General features: G+C 70.4%; 14 protein-coding genes and 1 pseudogene. 3 read left to right on the top strand and 12 right to left on the bottom strand.

Going from position 1 to position 16,776, the window contains the following annotated elements:
* Positions 1-52: 52 nt before the first annotated feature.
* The 3 genes and pseudogenes from ACN6LB_RS42320 to ACN6LB_RS42310 all read right to left on the bottom strand — a co-directional run bounded on the left by ACN6LB_RS42320 (position 53) and on the right by ACN6LB_RS42310 (position 2,048).
* Positions 53-889: an alpha/beta hydrolase gene (locus ACN6LB_RS42320; protein WP_445030549.1), complete on the bottom strand. Its 837-nt coding sequence runs from the start codon at positions 887-889 to the stop codon at positions 53-55.
* A gap of 172 nt (positions 890-1,061) precedes the next feature.
* A pseudogene (locus tag ACN6LB_RS42315) lies at positions 1,062-1,312 on the bottom strand (hypothetical protein); the annotation flags it as partial.
* A gap of 217 nt (positions 1,313-1,529) precedes the next feature.
* A complete protein-coding gene (locus ACN6LB_RS42310; protein WP_445030540.1) occupies positions 1,530-2,048 on the bottom strand; it encodes a cupin domain-containing protein in 519 nt (172 codons plus the stop codon).
* Between ACN6LB_RS42310 and ACN6LB_RS42305 the strand changes: the two genes are divergently transcribed.
* On the top strand, positions 2,047-2,736 hold the full coding sequence (locus ACN6LB_RS42305) for a TetR/AcrR family transcriptional regulator (protein ID WP_445030539.1): 690 nt from the start codon (positions 2,047-2,049) through the stop codon (positions 2,734-2,736). The two genes, ACN6LB_RS42310 and ACN6LB_RS42305, sit on opposite strands and share 2 nt — an antisense overlap.
* 365 nt (positions 2,737-3,101) lie before the next feature.
* Here ACN6LB_RS42305 and ACN6LB_RS42300 read toward each other — a convergent pair whose 3' ends face one another.
* Positions 3,102-3,596, bottom strand: coding sequence for a MarR family winged helix-turn-helix transcriptional regulator (locus ACN6LB_RS42300; protein WP_445030538.1), 495 nt, complete (start codon positions 3,594-3,596; stop codon positions 3,102-3,104).
* Between the two features lie 132 nt (positions 3,597-3,728).
* Positions 3,729-4,955: an acyl-CoA dehydrogenase family protein gene (locus ACN6LB_RS42295; protein ID WP_445030537.1), complete on the bottom strand. Its 1,227-nt coding sequence runs from the start codon at positions 4,953-4,955 to the stop codon at positions 3,729-3,731.
* A 63-nt stretch (positions 4,956-5,018) separates the two neighbouring features.
* On the opposite strand from ACN6LB_RS42295, the gene ACN6LB_RS42290 reads away from it, so the two are divergent.
* Positions 5,019-5,846: an SDR family oxidoreductase gene (locus tag ACN6LB_RS42290; RefSeq protein WP_445030536.1), complete on the top strand. Its 828-nt coding sequence runs from the start codon at positions 5,019-5,021 to the stop codon at positions 5,844-5,846.
* Between the two features lie 398 nt (positions 5,847-6,244).
* Here the strand turns inward: ACN6LB_RS42290 and ACN6LB_RS42285 are convergent, their stop codons facing one another.
* The 7 genes from ACN6LB_RS42285 to ACN6LB_RS42255 all read right to left on the bottom strand — a co-directional run bounded on the left by ACN6LB_RS42285 (position 6,245) and on the right by ACN6LB_RS42255 (position 14,910).
* The gene (locus ACN6LB_RS42285) at positions 6,245-7,531 is read right to left on the bottom strand and encodes an MDR family MFS transporter (protein ID WP_445030535.1); all 1,287 of its coding nucleotides are present in this window, start codon (positions 7,529-7,531) and stop codon (positions 6,245-6,247) included.
* Positions 7,528-9,342: an ABC transporter permease subunit gene (locus tag ACN6LB_RS42280; protein ID WP_445030548.1), complete on the bottom strand. Its 1,815-nt coding sequence runs from the start codon at positions 9,340-9,342 to the stop codon at positions 7,528-7,530. Before ACN6LB_RS42280 ends, ACN6LB_RS42285 begins: the two co-directional genes overlap by 4 nt.
* Before the next feature lie 62 nt (positions 9,343-9,404).
* On the bottom strand, positions 9,405-10,904 hold the full coding sequence (locus ACN6LB_RS42275) for an ABC transporter substrate-binding protein (RefSeq protein WP_445030534.1): 1,500 nt from the start codon (positions 10,902-10,904) through the stop codon (positions 9,405-9,407).
* A 64-nt stretch (positions 10,905-10,968) separates the two neighbouring features.
* Complete coding sequence (locus ACN6LB_RS42270; protein ID WP_445030533.1) at positions 10,969-11,508, bottom strand: GNAT family N-acetyltransferase; 540 nt, start codon at positions 11,506-11,508, stop codon at positions 10,969-10,971.
* A 564-nt stretch (positions 11,509-12,072) separates the two neighbouring features.
* Positions 12,073-12,864: an alpha/beta fold hydrolase gene (locus tag ACN6LB_RS42265; protein ID WP_445030532.1), complete on the bottom strand. Its 792-nt coding sequence runs from the start codon at positions 12,862-12,864 to the stop codon at positions 12,073-12,075.
* 127 nt (positions 12,865-12,991) lie between these two features.
* The gene (locus ACN6LB_RS42260) at positions 12,992-13,828 is read right to left on the bottom strand and encodes an alpha/beta fold hydrolase (RefSeq protein WP_445030531.1); all 837 of its coding nucleotides are present in this window, start codon (positions 13,826-13,828) and stop codon (positions 12,992-12,994) included.
* 53 nt (positions 13,829-13,881) lie between these two features.
* Entirely contained in the window at positions 13,882-14,910 is a 1,029-nt protein-coding gene (locus ACN6LB_RS42255; RefSeq protein WP_445030530.1) for a saccharopine dehydrogenase family protein, read from the bottom strand.
* A gap of 121 nt (positions 14,911-15,031) precedes the next feature.
* Between ACN6LB_RS42255 and ACN6LB_RS42250 the strand changes: the two genes are divergently transcribed.
* Positions 15,032-16,003 carry a helix-turn-helix domain-containing protein gene (locus ACN6LB_RS42250; protein ID WP_445030529.1) on the top strand — a complete coding sequence of 324 codons (972 nt, stop codon included), beginning with the start codon at positions 15,032-15,034 and terminating at the stop codon, positions 16,001-16,003.
* The last annotated feature ends 773 nt before the right edge of the window (positions 16,004-16,776 follow it).

Genomic DNA, 16,776 nt, shown 5'->3' with positions numbered 1-16,776 from the left:
GGTGTCACCAGGCCAGCGTGTTGCCACAAGGACTGTCGGCCCCTGTCAGCGGTCAGGTGGTGAGTGCCGTGCGCAGGGTGGTGGCCATCAGGTCGATGGCTTCCTTCCCGGCCGGTACCGGGCCGGTGTGGGTGAAGTAGTGGTCGACACCCTCGAAGCAACGGTGGGTGACCGGAACGCCGGCAGCTTCCAGGGCCTTGGCGTACGCATCGCCCTCGTCGCGCAGGCGGTCGTTCTCCGCGGTGATGACCAGAGCAGGCGGCAGCCCGGCGAGGTCGTCGGCCAGTCCGGGCGACACCAGCGGATGGGCGAGGTCGGCGCGATCCGGCACGTAGGCGACGGTGAAGACCCGCATGAGCTGAGGGGTGAGCAGAGGCTTGGCGATGAGTGACTGTTTGATGGCCGGGTCGGCGACCTGGTCGAGCGGTGCCGAGTCGATGATCTGGAGGCGGGGCGAGAAGGTGCCGCGGTCCCGAGCGGTGCGGCAGACCGCGGCGGTCAGGTTGGCCCCGGCGCTGTGTCCGCCCACGGCGATTCGCGAACCGTCCCAGTTGTTGGCGGTGCCGTTCTCGGCCACCCAGGCGGTGACGTCGTACGCCTGGGTGACGGGTACGGGGTACGGCCGCTGCGGGGCGACGGCGTAGTCCACGTTGATCACCACGCAGCCGGCAGTGGCGGCTATGTAGCGGCAGATGTGGTCGTCTTGCTGGGGGCGGGCGATCACGAACCCGCCGCCGTGGAAGTTGACGTACACGGGGGCAGGGGCTGCGGCGTCGGCCGACGGGCGGTAGACGGTGCACGTCACCGGTCCGGCGCCGGTCTCCACCCGGATGGATTCCGTGCGCTTCTGGATGTCGGTGAAGCGCAGATCCTTGTGCACGCGGCTCATCATTCGGCCGAGCAACAGCTGGACCGCTCTGGCTTGGATTCTGGGCCTGAATGACATGACGGGACCCCATCGCTGCAAACTTAAAGTATCAGGATTCCTGATAATGGAGGCTCGTCGCTGATCACGCAAGGGGCAACCACGAGCCGACTGCAAGGGGGTGGCGCTTCAGCCGTGGCGCCCCGGGGGGCGACACCGTGACGGCGTAGCTCTTGGTGCCCTCGGGGGTTCCGCTCCAGGACAGTTGCGGGGAGACGTCCTTGCCGCCGGGCACGCAGAGGGCGTCGGAGTACTGCTCGGCGCGCCAGGCGGAGCCCTCGGCGACGGTGGTGCTGGTGACGGTGAAGGCAGACGCCTCCGGAGGCGGGCGAAGGGGTCGTTGGCAGCTGCAGGAAGCGAATCGTCACGCTGTGGCCGGTGGCGGATGCCTCATGGTCGTCAGCCTGGGGGTGCGGCGGTCACGTGGGGCGCGGCAGTAGGCAACTGTGGGTCAGATAGTCGGCTTTGGTGAAGCTCGCGTTCCGCGTAGTTCAGCGGTCTGGCGTGCTGAATCAGGGGGTCTGGCCTGCGCGGGCATGGGTGCGGCGGCCTGGAGGGCGTTTCTCCGGGCGGTGGTGTTCTGGCTGGTCAGCGGGTTGTGGGTTTACGCTCCCGGCGGCGGCGTCAGCCCGAACCGCGAGATTACGTCCGGCAGCCACTCTGGCTGGCCGAATTCGAGTCCGTACTTGGCCACGAGTGCCGGAATCGCGTCTGCGGACGGCGGCGGGCCGTCGGCGAGCATCTCGGCCATCTCGCGGAAGCAGTTCTCGAAGCCGGCCGGGCTGATGATCTCGATCATGCGAGCAGGGACCGGGCCGGCGTTCCACATGGCGTGCAGCTCGCCGCGCGGCTTGGTGATGTAGCCGCCGGGGCCCAGCACGGCTTCGCGGTCGCCGGAGCGGAAGCCGATGTCGCCTTCGGTGACGATCGAGTACTCGTCCTCGCGGGTGTGCAGGTGTGGCGGCACCAGCGCGCCGACCGGGAACGGGTGCTCGACGACGGACAAGGCGCCGTTGGTATCGGCACCCCAGAGCTTGAAGACCACCCCGATGGAACCGAGGAAGCCCTCGGCGCCCTCGCCGGGGCGGACGACCGTGAGCGGAGGGACCAGTTCCTCGGTCATGGCGATCACTCCTCTGATCGATTTCGAGATACACTGGTGTTTTGCTAAAAGTGTCCACCCCGGATCACGAGGCGTCAAGTTGAGTGAACAGCATCGTTCATCCAAATCGCGGGGCTACGAGATGCGCAAGCGCGCCGAGGACGTCGGTCGCACCCGGCAGCGCATCGTCGAAGCCGCCGTGTACCTGCACGGCACCACCGGCCCCGCGGCGACCAGCATCGCGGCGATCGCCGAGCGTGCAGGAGTGACCCGGCTGACCGTCTACCGGCATTTCCCCGATGAGTCGGCGCTGTTCGCGGCGTGCACCGGACACTGGCTGTCGCAGCAGACGCTGCCCCGGCCGGAGGAATGGGCCGCTGGCGAGGATCCCGACGGGCGGGTGCGGATCGGGCTTACCGACCTCTACCGCTACTACCGCGGCGGCGAGCAGATGCTGACGCTGGGCGTCCGAGATCAGCATGCCGTCCCGGAGCCGATCCGGCAGGCGTGGGAGGAAACGAACCGGCGGTACGTCGAAGTTCTGGTGGGTGCGTCAGTGGGGGACAACGATCGGATCCGGCGCGCAGCGATCGGACACGCGGCGGCCTTCACCACATGGCACTCACTGTGCCGAGAACAAGGACTCGAGGACAGTGAGGCGGTCGAGGCCATGGTCGCGCTGGTCGAGGCGGTGAGCGCAGAAGACTGAATCAGCACTCGGAGATGAGCACGTACTCGCAGCCCGGACGGTCCGGGGGCATGTGACTGTGAGGGAGGCGAGCACGAGGCCGGTCGGTTGAGCGAGAGTCCGGGGATGTCGCAGCGTCTCGAGTCCATGGTCATCCGCCGCACGCGCCGCGTTCCCCTTCCCGCAGAGGGCGTTGGAGTCGGTAGCCCGCCGGGTCTTTCGGAGACGGCAGCGGGGCGGCGCGGCAGTTGGACGGTGCGTCGGCGGACGGGCTCGGGGCGCCACCGGCTGCCGTGCTTGGGCGGGAGCCCCCCTGTCGCGTGCAGCGGTGTCGGCCATCACAACCAGGTCATATCGCCCCGGACTGTGGAGACCTCCTACGGCCGTCAAGCCTTTCTTGCGCTGTTCTGCTCGCGGACGGCGTCGAACATGGAGGTGAAGGCGGGGCTCTCGGCGAGGCTGCCCAGCAGGGCGTGCAGCGAGTGCTGTTCAGTGCTGCCCAGGTCGGTGAGGATTTCGCTGTCGAGGCCGACGAGTGTGCGGTTGAGGTCGGCCAGAACCCTGCGCCCGTCGTCGGTGATGTCGACGGCGTAGCGGCGCCGGTCCTGCGGATCGCGTGTCCGCTCCGCGTATCCGGCCCGCTCCAGGTCGTCGAGACTCGTCACCATCGTCGCCGGGTCGATGCGCAGGAACGAGCCGAGCGCCAGCTGCGGCATGGCCCCGTTGTCCGCCAGGGCCTGCAGCACGCTGTAGTGGCGCACACGCAGGCCGGCACCGCTGAGGCCGTCTTCGGCGATCCTGAACGCCACCTGCCCGAGCTTGACCAGCAGGCAGATGGTGTGTTCGGCCACTGTCCCCGGTACCAGCGGAGTCTCGGACATCGTTTAACCCGCCCATGGTTAGCCCTGCGTATCGTCTGGGTCCATCGTACGAGACGGCCCGGGGTGGCCGAGCCGGGGCAGGAATCCCGGTGTGCAGAAGCGGGGCTCGCGGGCAGGGAATGCGCGGCGCCGTCAGCCGACGATGGTCCGGCCGAAGATCTGCCGGGCGATGACCCACTTCTGGATCTCGTTGGTCCCCTCGTATATCTCGCCGATCTTGCTGTCCCGGTAGATCGCCTCGACGGGACCGGGACTGCCGTCGGCACCCAGCTCGCGCGCGAAGCCGAGGCCTCCGAACGCCTGGACGGCGTCGCGTGCCATGTCCACCGACAGCTTGGTGGCGTAGTACTTCGCCATCGCGGCCTCGGGTTCCGGGGACGGGTTGCCGGCGTCCAGGCGCAGGGCGGCCTTGGTGACGAGGGTGCGGGCGTTGTCGATCTCGGTGGCCCGCTCGGCGAGCAAGAACTGCCAGTGCTGGTTGGCGGCCACCGGCTTGCCGAAGGCGTGCCGCGTCGACAGGTGGGCCACGGTGTGGTCGAAGGCGGCCTGCGCCATGCCGACCCCGGCGGCCGCGATGCCGATCCGGCCGTAGGTCAGTGTCGACAGCGCGTGGCGCAGTCCGTGTCCCTCGGCCCCACCGAGGAGGTCGTCGTCGGACAGGTGTACGTCCGTGAAGCGGATGTCCGCGGTGAGCTGGCCGCGGTTGCCCATCTTGCGGTCCGCTAGGCCGACTTGAACGCCCGGAAGCGCTGTGTCGACGATGAACATGCTCAGCCGCTCGCCGGTGCGGGCGAGAACCACGACGAACCCGGCCACGGGCGAGTTGGAGATCCACCGCTTGTGGCCGTTCAGCACCCAGCCGGCCTCGGTGCGTACAGCCTCGGTCCGGACGGCCTGCGGAGACAGGTCGCTGGAGGCGTCCGGCTCGGTGGTGGCGAACGCACCGACCACCGAGCCCTGCGCGATCTTGGGCAGCCAGCGCTGCTGCTGCTTCTCGGTGCCCTGCCGCAGGGCGTTGCCCGCCAGGATGCAGTGGACGTCGAAGACGGCCGCGACGCTGCTGGAGTAGTAGGCCAGTTCCTCGATCGCCGCGGCGGTGGCGGTGGCCGGGTTGGTCAGGCCGTCGCCGCCGACCTCGCCGGGGAAGGGGATCCGGAAGACCCCCGCCGATGCGAGCGCGTCGAACACCTGCCGGGGGAAGCCGTCCGTGCGCTCGTCGCCGTTCGCGATCGTCGCGGCGTGCGGAGCCACTTCCTGCTCCGCGATCCGGCGAACGGCGGCGCGGACGGACTGGGTCTCTTTGGGGGCGAGGAGCTCGTGGTAGAGCCGGTCGCTCTGGCGTACGGGAGTGGAAGTCATACGTGGACGATATCATTCGCACTGCATATGATTAGTTCCTCGATCGATTTTGGAGGTTCGACCATGACACGAACGCTGGCCGGCAAGACCGTCCTGATGTCGGGAGGCAGCCGCGGCATCGGACTCGCCATCGCCCTGCGCGCCGCCCGCGACGGTGCGAACGTGGTGATGCTCGCCAAGACCGCCGTACCGCACCCCAAGCTCGAAGGCACCGTCCACACCGCGGTCGACGAGGTCGAGCGCGCGGGCGGCAAGGGGCTGGCCGTCGTCGGCGACGTCCGCAACGAGGACGACGTACGCACCGCCGTCAACGCCGCGGTCACTGCCTTCGGTGGCATCGACATCGTGGTGAACAACGCCAGCGCGATCGACCTGTCGTCGACAGAGCAACTGGAGATGAAGCGCTACGACCTGATGCAGGACATCAACACACGGGGCACATTCCTGCTCAGCAAGGCCGCGATCCCGCACCTGCGCGAGGCGGAGAACCCGCACATCCTCACCCTCTCCCCGCCGCTGAACCTCGCGCCGCACTGGATGGGCAAGCACCTCGGCTACACGCTGTCGAAGTACGGCATGAGTCTGTGCACCCTCGGGCTCGCCGAGGAGCTCGCCGCCGACGGCATCGCCGCCAACTCGCTGTGGCCGCGCACCCTGATCGACACCGCCGCCGTACGCAACGTGGTCGGCGGCGCCCAACAAGCCCGTAGCCCGCAGATCATGGCTGACGCCGCCTACGCCGTCCTCACCCGCGACGCACGCAAGTGCACCGCCCACCTGTTCATCGACGACGAGGTCCTGCTCGACGAAGGCATCACCGACCTGACCGCCTACAGCCCGGCCGGCTTCGAGGGCGATCTCGCGCTGGACATATTCGTCGACCCGGCCTGACCCCGCTCGGGTTCGACGCGGAGGCAGGCCTCGTCCCTGTTGCTGAGAAGCGTCTCGAAGTCGTCTACCCGACCGCCCTGACCTGCGGTGATGCCATCATTGATGTCTCTGACCTGCACGGATGAGTCTTTGAGGGCCTTTCATGGCCATGCCGCGTTACGCGGCCCATTCTCCCCGTGCGCTCCCCTAGAGGGGCTCGTACTCCCCGGATTCTCCCCAGGGAGAGCCTCCAGATGACAGGCGCTGACCGTGATCTCGGCTGCTCGGCGTAGAGATGTATCGGTCACGCAGTGTGCCCGTCGATAGAGCGGGACGCGCCGGTGCACTGCCGAAGAGACTGTGACAGCGCGCGGGACGAGGGGACATGGGTGATGATTGACGCTTATTCTGATGGGGTGTCAGGCAGCTTGTTCGCGGCTTCGAACCCTCGTCGGTCGGGGCAGCAGCGTGACCGCCAAGGCCGGTACGGCGGCCAGGACCAGCCAGGGCACCGCGGGCGGCACGCCGAGGTCGAGGAGGAAGCCGGTGGCCGAGCTGCCGACGAGGACGATCAGGCCGGAGATGGAGGAGAGGGCACCGGTGTAGAGGCCGATGCGGCCCCCCTCGGCGAGCTCGGGTACCCAGGCGCGGGCGGCGGGCACGAGGAGCATCTGGCCGACGGTGAGCAGGACGACGTACCCGGCGGCCGGCAGCAGCCCGGCGAGGCCGGTCCAGCCCGCCGGGCGCGCCGCCGCCACGACCGCGAACCCGGCCGCGACCAGGAGCAGCCCGCCGGTCATGGAGCGGCGCAGGTCGAGCCGGTCGCCCGACCAGCGGGTGACCGGGAGTTGGGCGCACACGACCAGCAGGGAGGACAGGGCGAACAGCCAGGACAGGGCTGTCTGGGAGCCGGTGGCCCGTTCCACCTCGTCCGGGAGGGCGAGGTAGAGCTGGTTGTAGGCGAGCAGGTAGCTGCCGTAGGCGCAGCACAGGGCGAGGAAGGCGCGGTTGCGCAGGAGCCCGCGTACACCGCCCGGGTCCAGGACCCGCTCGCGGCCGGGGATGTGCTGGGGCATCAGCCACGCGTGTCCGGCGAGGACGAGCACGAAGACCCCGGCTCCGGCGAGGCACGCCGTGCGGAAGTCCATGGCGAGCAGCAGACCGCCGAGCAGCGGGCCGACGAAGGCTCCGGCCTGGCCGGCGGCGGAGAACAGGGCCAGTACCCGGGTGCGGGGGCCGTGGCCGTTCTCCTCCCACACCACCGCCTGCCGGGCCACCTCGGACTCCACGGCGGGGGAGAACAGTGCGGCAGCGAAGCCGATGAGGAGCACCGAGCAGATCACGGCCCAGGGGGCCTGCGCGTATCCGAGCCAGGCGAACCCGGCGATGCGCAGCGCGCAGCCGAGGAGGACGACGGGGCGTACGCCGTACCGGTCGACGAGCCAGCCGCCGATCACGAACAGGCCCTGCTGGCTGAAGGTGCGCAGGCCGAGGACGAACCCGACCAGCCAGCCCGCCATGCCGATGGCGGTGCCGAGGTGCTCGGCGAGGAAGGGCAGCACGGCGTAGAAGCCGATGTTGAAGGCGAGTTGGGTCAGGATCAGCAGGTGCAGGAGCGGGGAGAGGTGCTTCCAGGTGCGCTCGCGCGGGCGTTTCGCGGCGGGGGTGACCGGGTGCGTGGGGCTGTCGGCGGCGGGTTCTGTCATGCGGTGTCCGTGGGGGTGGTGAGGGCGACGGGTCTGGCGGGGTGGGGTTGCCCGGGTGTGGCCGGCGGCTGCGCTGGGCCGGGCTTGGCGGGCGGTGGCGTGGGTGTCCGCCTCCGCCGGGGGAGGCGTGCTCCGCCTGCCGCCGTGACGGCCAGCGCGCCGAGGAGGGCGAGAGCGGCGGCGGGGGCGAGGACGGCCCAGGGGGCGCGTTCGACGTAGGGCTGGTTCTCGGCGAGCAGCAGGCCCCACTCGGGGGACGGGGGCTGGGCGCCCAGGCCGAGGAAGCCGAGCGCGGCCAGGCTCAGGGCGATGCCGGGCAGCCGGAGCAGTGCGTGCCGGACGACGGGCGGCAAGACGGCGGGGAGCAGTTCGTGCCGGAGCAGATACCAGGGTCCGGCGCCGAGTGCGCGGGTCGCGGTCAAGTGCAGGGTGGCGCGTTCCTGCCGTAGCAGGGAGGCGGTGTGAGTGGCCAGGGGTGACCAGGCCACGACGGCCACCGCGAGCGCCGGCGTCCACGGTCCGCTGCCCGCGATGCCGGTAACCAGGAGTGCGGCCAGCATGGGCGGTACGGCGTTGACGGTGTCGACCAGCGGACCGGACAGCCGGGGCAGTAGGCCCAGGAGCACCCCGGTCAGCAGGGCGGCTGCGCTCACCGCGAGGGCGGTGCCGAGCGTGGTGAGGGCTCCGTGCGCGATCCGCGCGAGCACGTCACGCCCGAGGGCGTCGGTGCCGAACGGGTGTGCGGCGGAAGGGGTTTGGAGGCGGGCGGTGGTGTCCAGCGCGAGCGGGTCGCGGGGCAGGCCGAAGGCGATGACGGCGGCGAGTAGCAGCAGGTACACGAGGGAGACGACCCGGGGTGCGGGCGGGGTCGGCCGGTGTAGGGAGTGCAGGGCGCCGTCGCGGAGCGCGGGCCCGATCAGCCGTCGCACGCCGAGCCGGGCCAACAGGGCGACCAGCGCCGCGAGGGCGACGAGCGCGAGCGTGCCGCTCTGCAGGACGGGCAGGTCCTGGGCGAGGGAGGCGCGCAGGGTGAGCCGTCCGAGGCCGGGGATGTCGAAGATCTGCTCGACGGCGACCGATCCGCCGGTCAGGCCGACCACGAACAGGCCCAGGTTGGGCAGCAGTCCGGGCACGCAGCGGCGCAGCGCCTGCCGGGCCACGGACTTCGGCGGTACGCCGCGGGCGGCGGCGGCCAGTGCCCAGGGTTCGGCGAAGGCGGCGGGCAGTAGATCGTCCAGCATCCGTCCGAGGACGGCCCCCGCGGGCAGGCCGAGGGCGAGGGCGGGAAGGATCATCCACTGCGGGCCGTACCAGCCGAGCGCCGGCAGCCATTCCAGTTGGACTCCGATGACGGATGCCAGCACGGAGGCGACGAGGAACTCGGGCAGCGCCGCCAGCACCGCCGACCCGGTGCCGCCGGGCCCGCGCGCGCCGAGCCGACGCCGCGCGCCGAGCCGGAGCGTACGGGCGCACACGGCTGTGGCGGTAAGCACGGCGACGACGACGGCACCGGCCATCAGCAGCAGGGAGGCCCCGAGGGCCTGTGCGACGGCGGGGAGCACCTCGGTGTCCGACACCCAGGACCGGCCTGCGTCCCCGTGCAGGAGCCCGCCCAGCCACTGCGCGAGCAGGTGCAACGGGCCGTCGCCGAGGCCGAGTTGGTCCCTGATGGCGCGCAGTGTCTCGGGGGCCGGGGTGCGCTCGGCGGATCGGGCCTTGAGTACGGTCAGCGCGGGGTCGGTGTGCGCGAGCCAGGGCAGCAGACCGATCGCGCAGACGAGAGCGGCCGTGAGACCCGCCCGCCACAGCAGCGTGGGGACGCCGCCCCGCGCGAGGGCACGCAGGGCGGCGGCGAGCCGGGCCGGGGGCGCGGTCAGCGTCGGGTCCCGGTGCCGACGAACGCCCGCTCGTAAGGGTCGAGAAGAGCTCCCTCGACGGACGTGCCGATGCCCGTGACGACCTTCAGGTGCACCAGCGGGATCACCGCGTCGGTGCCGAGGATCGCGGCCTCGGCCTTCATCGCGGCGTCCTGCCGCCTGCCCGGGTCGGACTCGGTCCCGGCGGCTGTGACCAGCCGGTCCACGTCCTTGTCGCACAGGAAGGACAGGTTGTAGGAGCCGTCGCAGGTGTAGTCGCTGGCGAGGACGGTGACCGGGTCGCCGGTGTCGAGCATCATGTTGCGGGAGACCACGGACGCGTCGAACTTCTTGGCCAGCAGGTCGCTTTCGAGCCGTGCGTAGGCGCGCACTTCCAGCTTCACCGTGAACCCGGCCTTCTGAAGCTGCTGTTGGAGCACCTGGGCGGTCTCGGGCAGTTCGGGCCGGTCGTTGTAGGTGGCGATGGTGATGCTCTTGCCCTTGGGGCTGGCGGCCTCGGCCCGCCCGGTCGGCTCGGTTCGCTTGCCGGAGGCCCAGGTCAGGGCGGGGCCGTAGAGACCCTGGGCGGGCTCGGCGTATCCCTCGAACACGCCCTTGGCAACGGCGGAGGTGTCGATCGCCTCACGGGCGGCGGCGCGCAGCCCGGCGTCCTTGAAGACGCCCTTCTGGGTGTTGAGGTAAAGGCTGGTGTTCCGCGCGGTGTTGACCTTGTGGACGGTCGCCTTGTTCAGGGAGGCGACCTGGGCGACGGGGATCGACTCCGCGATGTCCACGTCACCGGTGCGCATGGCGTTGGCGCGGGCGGTGCCGTCGGAGACGAACCTGGCGTCGATGCCGGACGCCTGGGCACGGCCGCCCCAGTAGTCGTCGAAGCGGTCGAGGGTGGCCGACGTATCCCCGGTGATCTTGGTGAGTTCGAAGGGTCCGGTCGCGGTGCCGACGGGGTTCGCCTTGCCGTCCTTGCCGTATGCCTTCGGGGAGAACACGGCGAGGCTGGGGTTGGTCAGCCGCAGGGGGAGGACGGGGTCGGCGGTGGCGGTGGCGACCTTGACCCGGTCGTCGCCGACGGCCTGGGCGGTCAGCTTCACATCGGAGATCGCGGCGGGGGCCGGGTCGGCCTCGGAGGCGTGGGTGAGCGCTGCCGCGACGGCGTTGGCGGTGACGTCGGTGCCGTCCTGGAACTTCGCGTCCCGCAGCGTGAACAGCCAGCTCCTGCCGCCCTGTTCGCTGCTCCACGACTCCGCCAGGGCCGGCACCGCGGTGCCGTTGGCGTCGAGCCGGGTCAGTCCCTCGGCGACTCCGAGCCGGGAGAGGGCGAAGGCGTCCTGGCCGTAGGGGGAGTAGTTCTCCGCGGGCGGGAAGGCGAGTGCGACGCTCAGGCGCCCGCCGGAGCCGGAGGAGTCCGAGGACGAGTCGTCGCCGGAGGAGGAGAAACACCCGGAGAGCAGGGGTGCGAGCAGCAGCCCGGCTATCAGGCGTGGGCGGGGAGATCTCATGGTCCTCGTTCTGTCTTTCCGGGGCCTGCGGTCGACTTCGGCCGACATCATATGAATATCATTTTCATTTAGCAAAAGGGATCTCGAAGTGCACGACGCCGCTGCCGCCGCCGGGCACCTCCTCCCGCTCGTCGCAGACGATCTTGCCGAGCGTCCGCCACAGCCCCATCGCGCCGGGCGAGTTCGGGTATGTGTGCAGGTACGCGACCCGGTAGCCGCAGTCGGCCCGCGCGAAGTCCAGGAGTTCGTCCACCAGCCGCCGGGCCAGTCCGCGCCGACGGTGCTCCGGGCGCACGTACACCCGCCGCAACTGGGCGGTCTCGCCCGAGGGATACCGCGTGGCCAGCCACTCCGGGTTCGGCGGATGCGCCGGTCCGCGCGCGTCGAGGGCGGCCGTGGCGGCCACGGTCCCGTCGTGCTCGTCCACCGCGACCAGCAGTGTGTGCCGGGGCGGGGTGAGATAGAAGGACTCCGGGTCGACGATGTCGGCGTGCCAACGCGGCACGTACCCGGTGCCGAAGTCGCGGTAGACGGTGTCCAGCATCACCGCTCGCGCTTCGCCCAGGTCCGAGGGTGCGGCCGTCTTGATGCGGTAGTTATGCACTTGCACATGATATGCAAGAGTGACTGTGGATCCGATCCACTCCGGCTGAGGTGTCCAGGATCCGGGACGCGGGTGACGCGGGCTGTGGAATCCTGGGCCAAAGGGGTGCCCCGCCTGCCCGCGGCGCTCCGGTGGCGGCGACTGAGAGCGTCAGGGGCGAGGGCGGCAACATGTGGGCTGGATACCGGCTTTCGCCAGTCCCTGCGGGGCCGCGGACGCGGCGCTGCGGAGCCCGTTCGCCTGGTGTTACGCGGATGGTTGTGGCCTGTCCTCAGGTGCGGTGGGCGCCGCTCAGTCCATGTCGGCGCCGCAGTGCTCCAACAACCCGCCGGTGACGGGCGACTGGCCGTCCGTGGCCGAGTAGCTCTCGCAAGGGCTGGTGACCGGGAGCGAATGTCGGGGAGCCCGACCGGGGAGCGTGGTCGCCTACCTCTGACGAACCCTGGGTCGGCGAGCGGATGACCACGCCGCGCGGGCCAGGCGGATCGGCCCATACCTCTGTGTCGTGAGGCGGTAGGAGCCGGGCGTCGCTTCCGGCTCCGGGCCAGCGGTGATGAGGGTGGGTCAGATGCCCGCGAGGAACGCCCGGACCACGGTGGCGAAGCCCTCGGGGTCGGCCTGCTGGACGAAGTGGTCGGTGTCCAGGGAGCGGTAGGTCGTGTCGGGGCGTTTGGAGCACATGGCCTGGGCCTGCTCGGCGGGCAGGACTTGGCTGCGCTGCCCGTGGATCAGGAGCGCTGGGCAGTCGGTGGCGAGCCATTGCTTCCAGTGGTTGCCGTGGACGAGGTTCTCGGAGGCGACGGTGTCCTGCGGGTGGAAGGGCAGCCGCCAGCCGGAGCCGCCGGGCAGGGGTCGCAGCAGGGGGCCAAGGGCGGCGGCCAGGGGTCCGCAGGAGGCGGCCAGTTCCTCGCGGGTGGCTGCGGTGTAAGGGAAGTTGAGGACGAAGGCGAGGGGGCTGGTGCCGTGCTCGGGGAGGTCGACGGCAGTGTCGACGCTGATCAGGGCCTCGACCAGTTCTGGGCGTTCGGCGGCCAGGTGGAAGGCGTTGAACGCGCCGAGGGAGTGGCCCAGGAAGACCGCACGGTCGATACCGAGGTGGTCGAGGAGGGCGAGGAGGTCGGCGATGTAGCCGGCGCGAGTGTATTCGGGGGCGCGGTCCGAGTCGCCGTGGCCGCGCTGGTCGGGGGCGATCACCCGCCACTCGGGTCCGAGGGCGGCAGCGAGGGCGGTGAAGGATGCCCCCTCGGAGAGGTGGCCGTGCAGAGTCACCAGGGGGCGGCCGGTTCCGCCGAAGTCGAGGTACGACAGGGTGCGGCCGTCGATGGTCAGGGCGGCGCGGGTGGACTGGACGGTCATGGTGGTGCAACTCCCTTTGGTTCGGGGTGTCTGGGTGGTGGTCCTTGTGCACATACCGTCCAGATGAGCGCCTTGGTGGCAAGGTGGGGCGGAAGCCCACGCACCACCGGGGGCGCGGGCTCAACCGTCAGGCGCGGGCGGAGGCGAAGGCGCGCAGGTCGTCGTTGAGGCGGTCCGCGTGGGTCGCGAACAGTCCGTGTCCCGCGTCCTCGTACACGTGCAACTCCGCCCCCGGGATCAAGTCCGCTGTGCGGCGGCCCGTGAGGGCAAGGGGTGCGGAGGCGTCGTCCGATCCATGGATGACGAGGACCGGGCAATCGATCTTCACCAGCTCCGGGACGAGGTTCAGGGAGGGCAGGATGTCCCCAAGGGCGTTGGCGGCGCGCGCCGTTGCCCCGTGGCAGCGGTCCACCATGTACGCCACGTACGCGTCCGACACCTGTGGGCCGGGCAGATGGCGGGCGAAGAACGCGTTGGCGCCGTCGGCGAAGAACTTTGCCCGGTCCTGCCGGAAGGTCTCGTTGAATCCGCGGATCAGTTCCGGGTCCAGTCCCTGCGGGTGGTCCGTGGAGCGGGCCGGGCCCGGGGCGATTCCGCCGACGAGGGCCACGCGCGCCACCCGGTCGGTACCGCGAAGGGTCAGGTAGCGGACCACCTCGACCGTGCCGAGCGAATGCCCGGTCAAGGTGACGTCGCGCAGGTCCAGGTGATCGAGCAGCGAGCCCAGATCCCGGGCGAGGGTGTCGAGGTCGAAGCCGTCCCAGACGTCCTCGGACCTGCCGTGTCCTCTGCGGTCGAAGCCCACGCAGCGGAAGCCTTCGGCCGCCAGCGGCAACATCTGGAACTCCCACATCTCGGTACCGAAGTAGGAGCCGTTGACGAAGACGATGACGGGGCCGGTCGAGGGGCCGTAGTCGACGAAGTGGAGGCGGGTGCGGTCGGTGGCGGACTCGAAGTACGGCATGGCGGGGTTCCTTCAGGGGGTGTCTGTCACGGGCTGTCCGACACGGCGATCCTTTACGGATGCAGTTCCAGGGTGATGTGCGGGGACAGTGCGCGCAGGAAGTCGGGGGCGTCGAACATCTGGCCCGCGGAGGCGACGCCGACCGCGTGGGTGCGACCGCTGAGGACGCGGTCGAGGGCTTCCACGACGAGGGGCGCGGTAACGGCGTAGATGTCCTGCCCGCGTGCGACGGCACGTCGTTCGGTGTCGCCCGAGCGTACGACGGCGTCGATGAGGAAGGTCTGGACGGACCGGCCGCTCTCGTCGGCCGCGGCCGGTGCGGGCGTGTCGGGCGACACGACGTCGCGGGCCGCCTCGGCCGTCATGTACGTGGTCACGTCCGGGATGGACAGATGGCTGGGGATGGTCACCACGTCGGCCATGGTGAACTCCCCGATCACCTGACGTGATCCCATCGGCTCGGGGAAGGACCATTCCAGGGCGGGCGGGGCATCGGTGCGGTGCTCCCACTGGCCGCCGGTGTAGCGAAGGCGGTAGGCGCCGCGCCGCTCCCGGGAAACCGCGCCGGACAGGCGCGTGCCGGCGGTGGGGTGCCAGTGGCTCAGTCCGTAGGCGACGTGCGCCGAGTCGGCCTCGCTCCAGTCGCCCATCGCTGCTGTGGCCAGCAGGTCGCCCAGACCGCCGAAGAAGGCCATCGCCGGGATGATGAGCGCTCCTGCTTCGTGCGCCAGGTCGGCGAAGTGCGCGAAGGTGTCGAGGTTGGCCTCGATCTCGGCCGCGACGTCCAGATACGGTATCCGGGCCCGCAAGGCGGCCTCGATGACGGGGGCCGTCGTGGACGCGAACGGCCCGGCGCAGTTGATCACGGCAGACGTACCGGCCAGGGCGCGGTCGAGTGAGGCCGGGTCGTCGGCCGATGCCACACGGGCGTCCAGGCCGGCCTCGTGCGCCAGCGCCTTCAGCTTGTCGGCGTCCCGGCCGCTCAGCACAGGGACGTACCCGCGCTTGAGCAGCTCCGCCACGACGAACCGGCCGGTGTGCCCGTACGCGCCGAAAACCGCCACCTGCTGGCCCGACCTCATGAGTTGCTCCCTGCTCCCGGCTGATCCGCGGTTGCTCTGCTGTGATCCGTTATGGACATCCTGACGAGGAAGAGCACCTGCCACGAGCGTCTGGAACGACATGCGTCATACACTTTCGGACATGCCTACCGTCGCACTGGCCGTCACCGACGGCATGCTGCATTTCGAACTGTCCCTGGCTATCGAAGTGTTCGGCTCGGACCTGACCCATATCGTGAACCCCTGGTACGACTTCTCCCTCTGCGGTCCGGGCGCCGTGCGGATCGACCGCTACCGCCTGGAAATGGACCACGGACTCGACCACCTTGCGCACGCCGACACCGTGATCGTCCCCGGCTGGGCAGACACGGATGTGGACCCGCCCGCGGAGCTCCTCGACGCGGTGCGCGCGGCTCACGCGGCGGGCGCACGCATGGTCTCCCTGTGCACAGGAGCATTCGTCCTGGCCGCCGCCGGCCTGCTGAACGGCAAGCGCGCCACCACGCACTGGGGTCACACCGGGAAACTCGCCCGACGCCATCCCGACGTCACGGTCGACCCGGACGTCCTCTACGTCGACAACGGCGACGTGCTCACCTCCGCCGGCAAAGCCGCCGCCATGGACCTTTGCCTACACCTCGTCCGCCTCGACCACGGCTCGGCGAATGCCAACAAGATCGCCCGCCGGCTGGTCGTTCCACCACACCGCGACGGCGGGCAGGCCCAGTTCATCTCCACCCCCGTTCCCGAGCCCGGCAACCACCCCCTCGCCGAGCTCTTCCCCTGGATCCTCCAACGCCTGAACGAGCCGCTGACTGTGGAGGACCTGGCCCGGCAGGCTCAGATGAGCTCGCGCCACCTGGGCCGCCACTTCAAATCACTCACCGGCACCACGCCACTGCAGTGGCTCCACGCCCAACGCATCCGCCACGCCCAGGAACTCCTGGAGACCACCGACGACACCATCGACACCATCGCCACCACCACCGGCATGGGTACCTCCACCACCCTGCGCCGACACTTCCACCGGACTGTCGGCGTCCCCCCGGACACCTACCGCCGCACCTTCCGCTCCCACGCTCATCCCGGACCCGAACGCGACAACAGCAGGTGACACCACCCGGCCCGGGAGACGGGAGCGGCAGCACGCGCCATGCCCGCAAGCACACTCCCGCAAGTACGGCGCTCAGCGGCCTTCCCTCAGTGATGAGGCCGTCGCGCGGTACCGGCCAGACGGGAGGACGCCGCCAACGGCGGTATGCCGGCGCGTGAGCGCGAAGAGCGACTCCCGGACGGCCGCGAGCACCAGAGTGGCGTGTGGATCGCCCTGGCGGGTGGAAGAGCCTCACGCCCTCCTGTTCAGGCCGTGTCCTACGTGGTGAGGCGGATGTTGGCCCGGGCGTGGGGTGGGAACGTGAAGCTGGAACGAGCTGGACGGGTCGTGAGAGATGGGGGACCGGCATCCAGCCGTCGTGCCCCCAGGGAGCGGGACGACCACGGTCACGAAGCGGCTGACCAAGGCGGCGGCCCTCTGCAGGTCCGTGTCCGCCCACAGCCGTACGACCACCGAGGGCAGCGCGCGGCACCTGTCGTCCTTGCAGTAGATGATCCGGGTCTTGTCCGAGTGCAGGTGCCCGGCGTCCTTCCCTCCCCGCCGACCATCCCCAGACTCCGTGCCACTCGGCACGGGACAGCCGTGGTTCGCCGTGCCGGTCGGTGAGCGCCGGTCGCCGGCCTTGGGTGGGCGGTTACTCCGTCAGCGCGCCCATTGCCTGATCGAGCAGGCCGGCGAGGGGAACAGCGCCCTCGCCGGCCACCCACCCTCTCGCGGCCGCGTCCAGGCAGGCGAGGGCGGCTGCGACCAGCGCGGTCGGCCTGGGATCCTCG

It is taken from the genome of Streptomyces sp. SAS_270 (assembly GCF_052543295.1).
The sequence above is the reverse complement of the archived record's forward strand: the minus strand, read 5'-3'. Positions and strand labels throughout refer to the sequence as shown.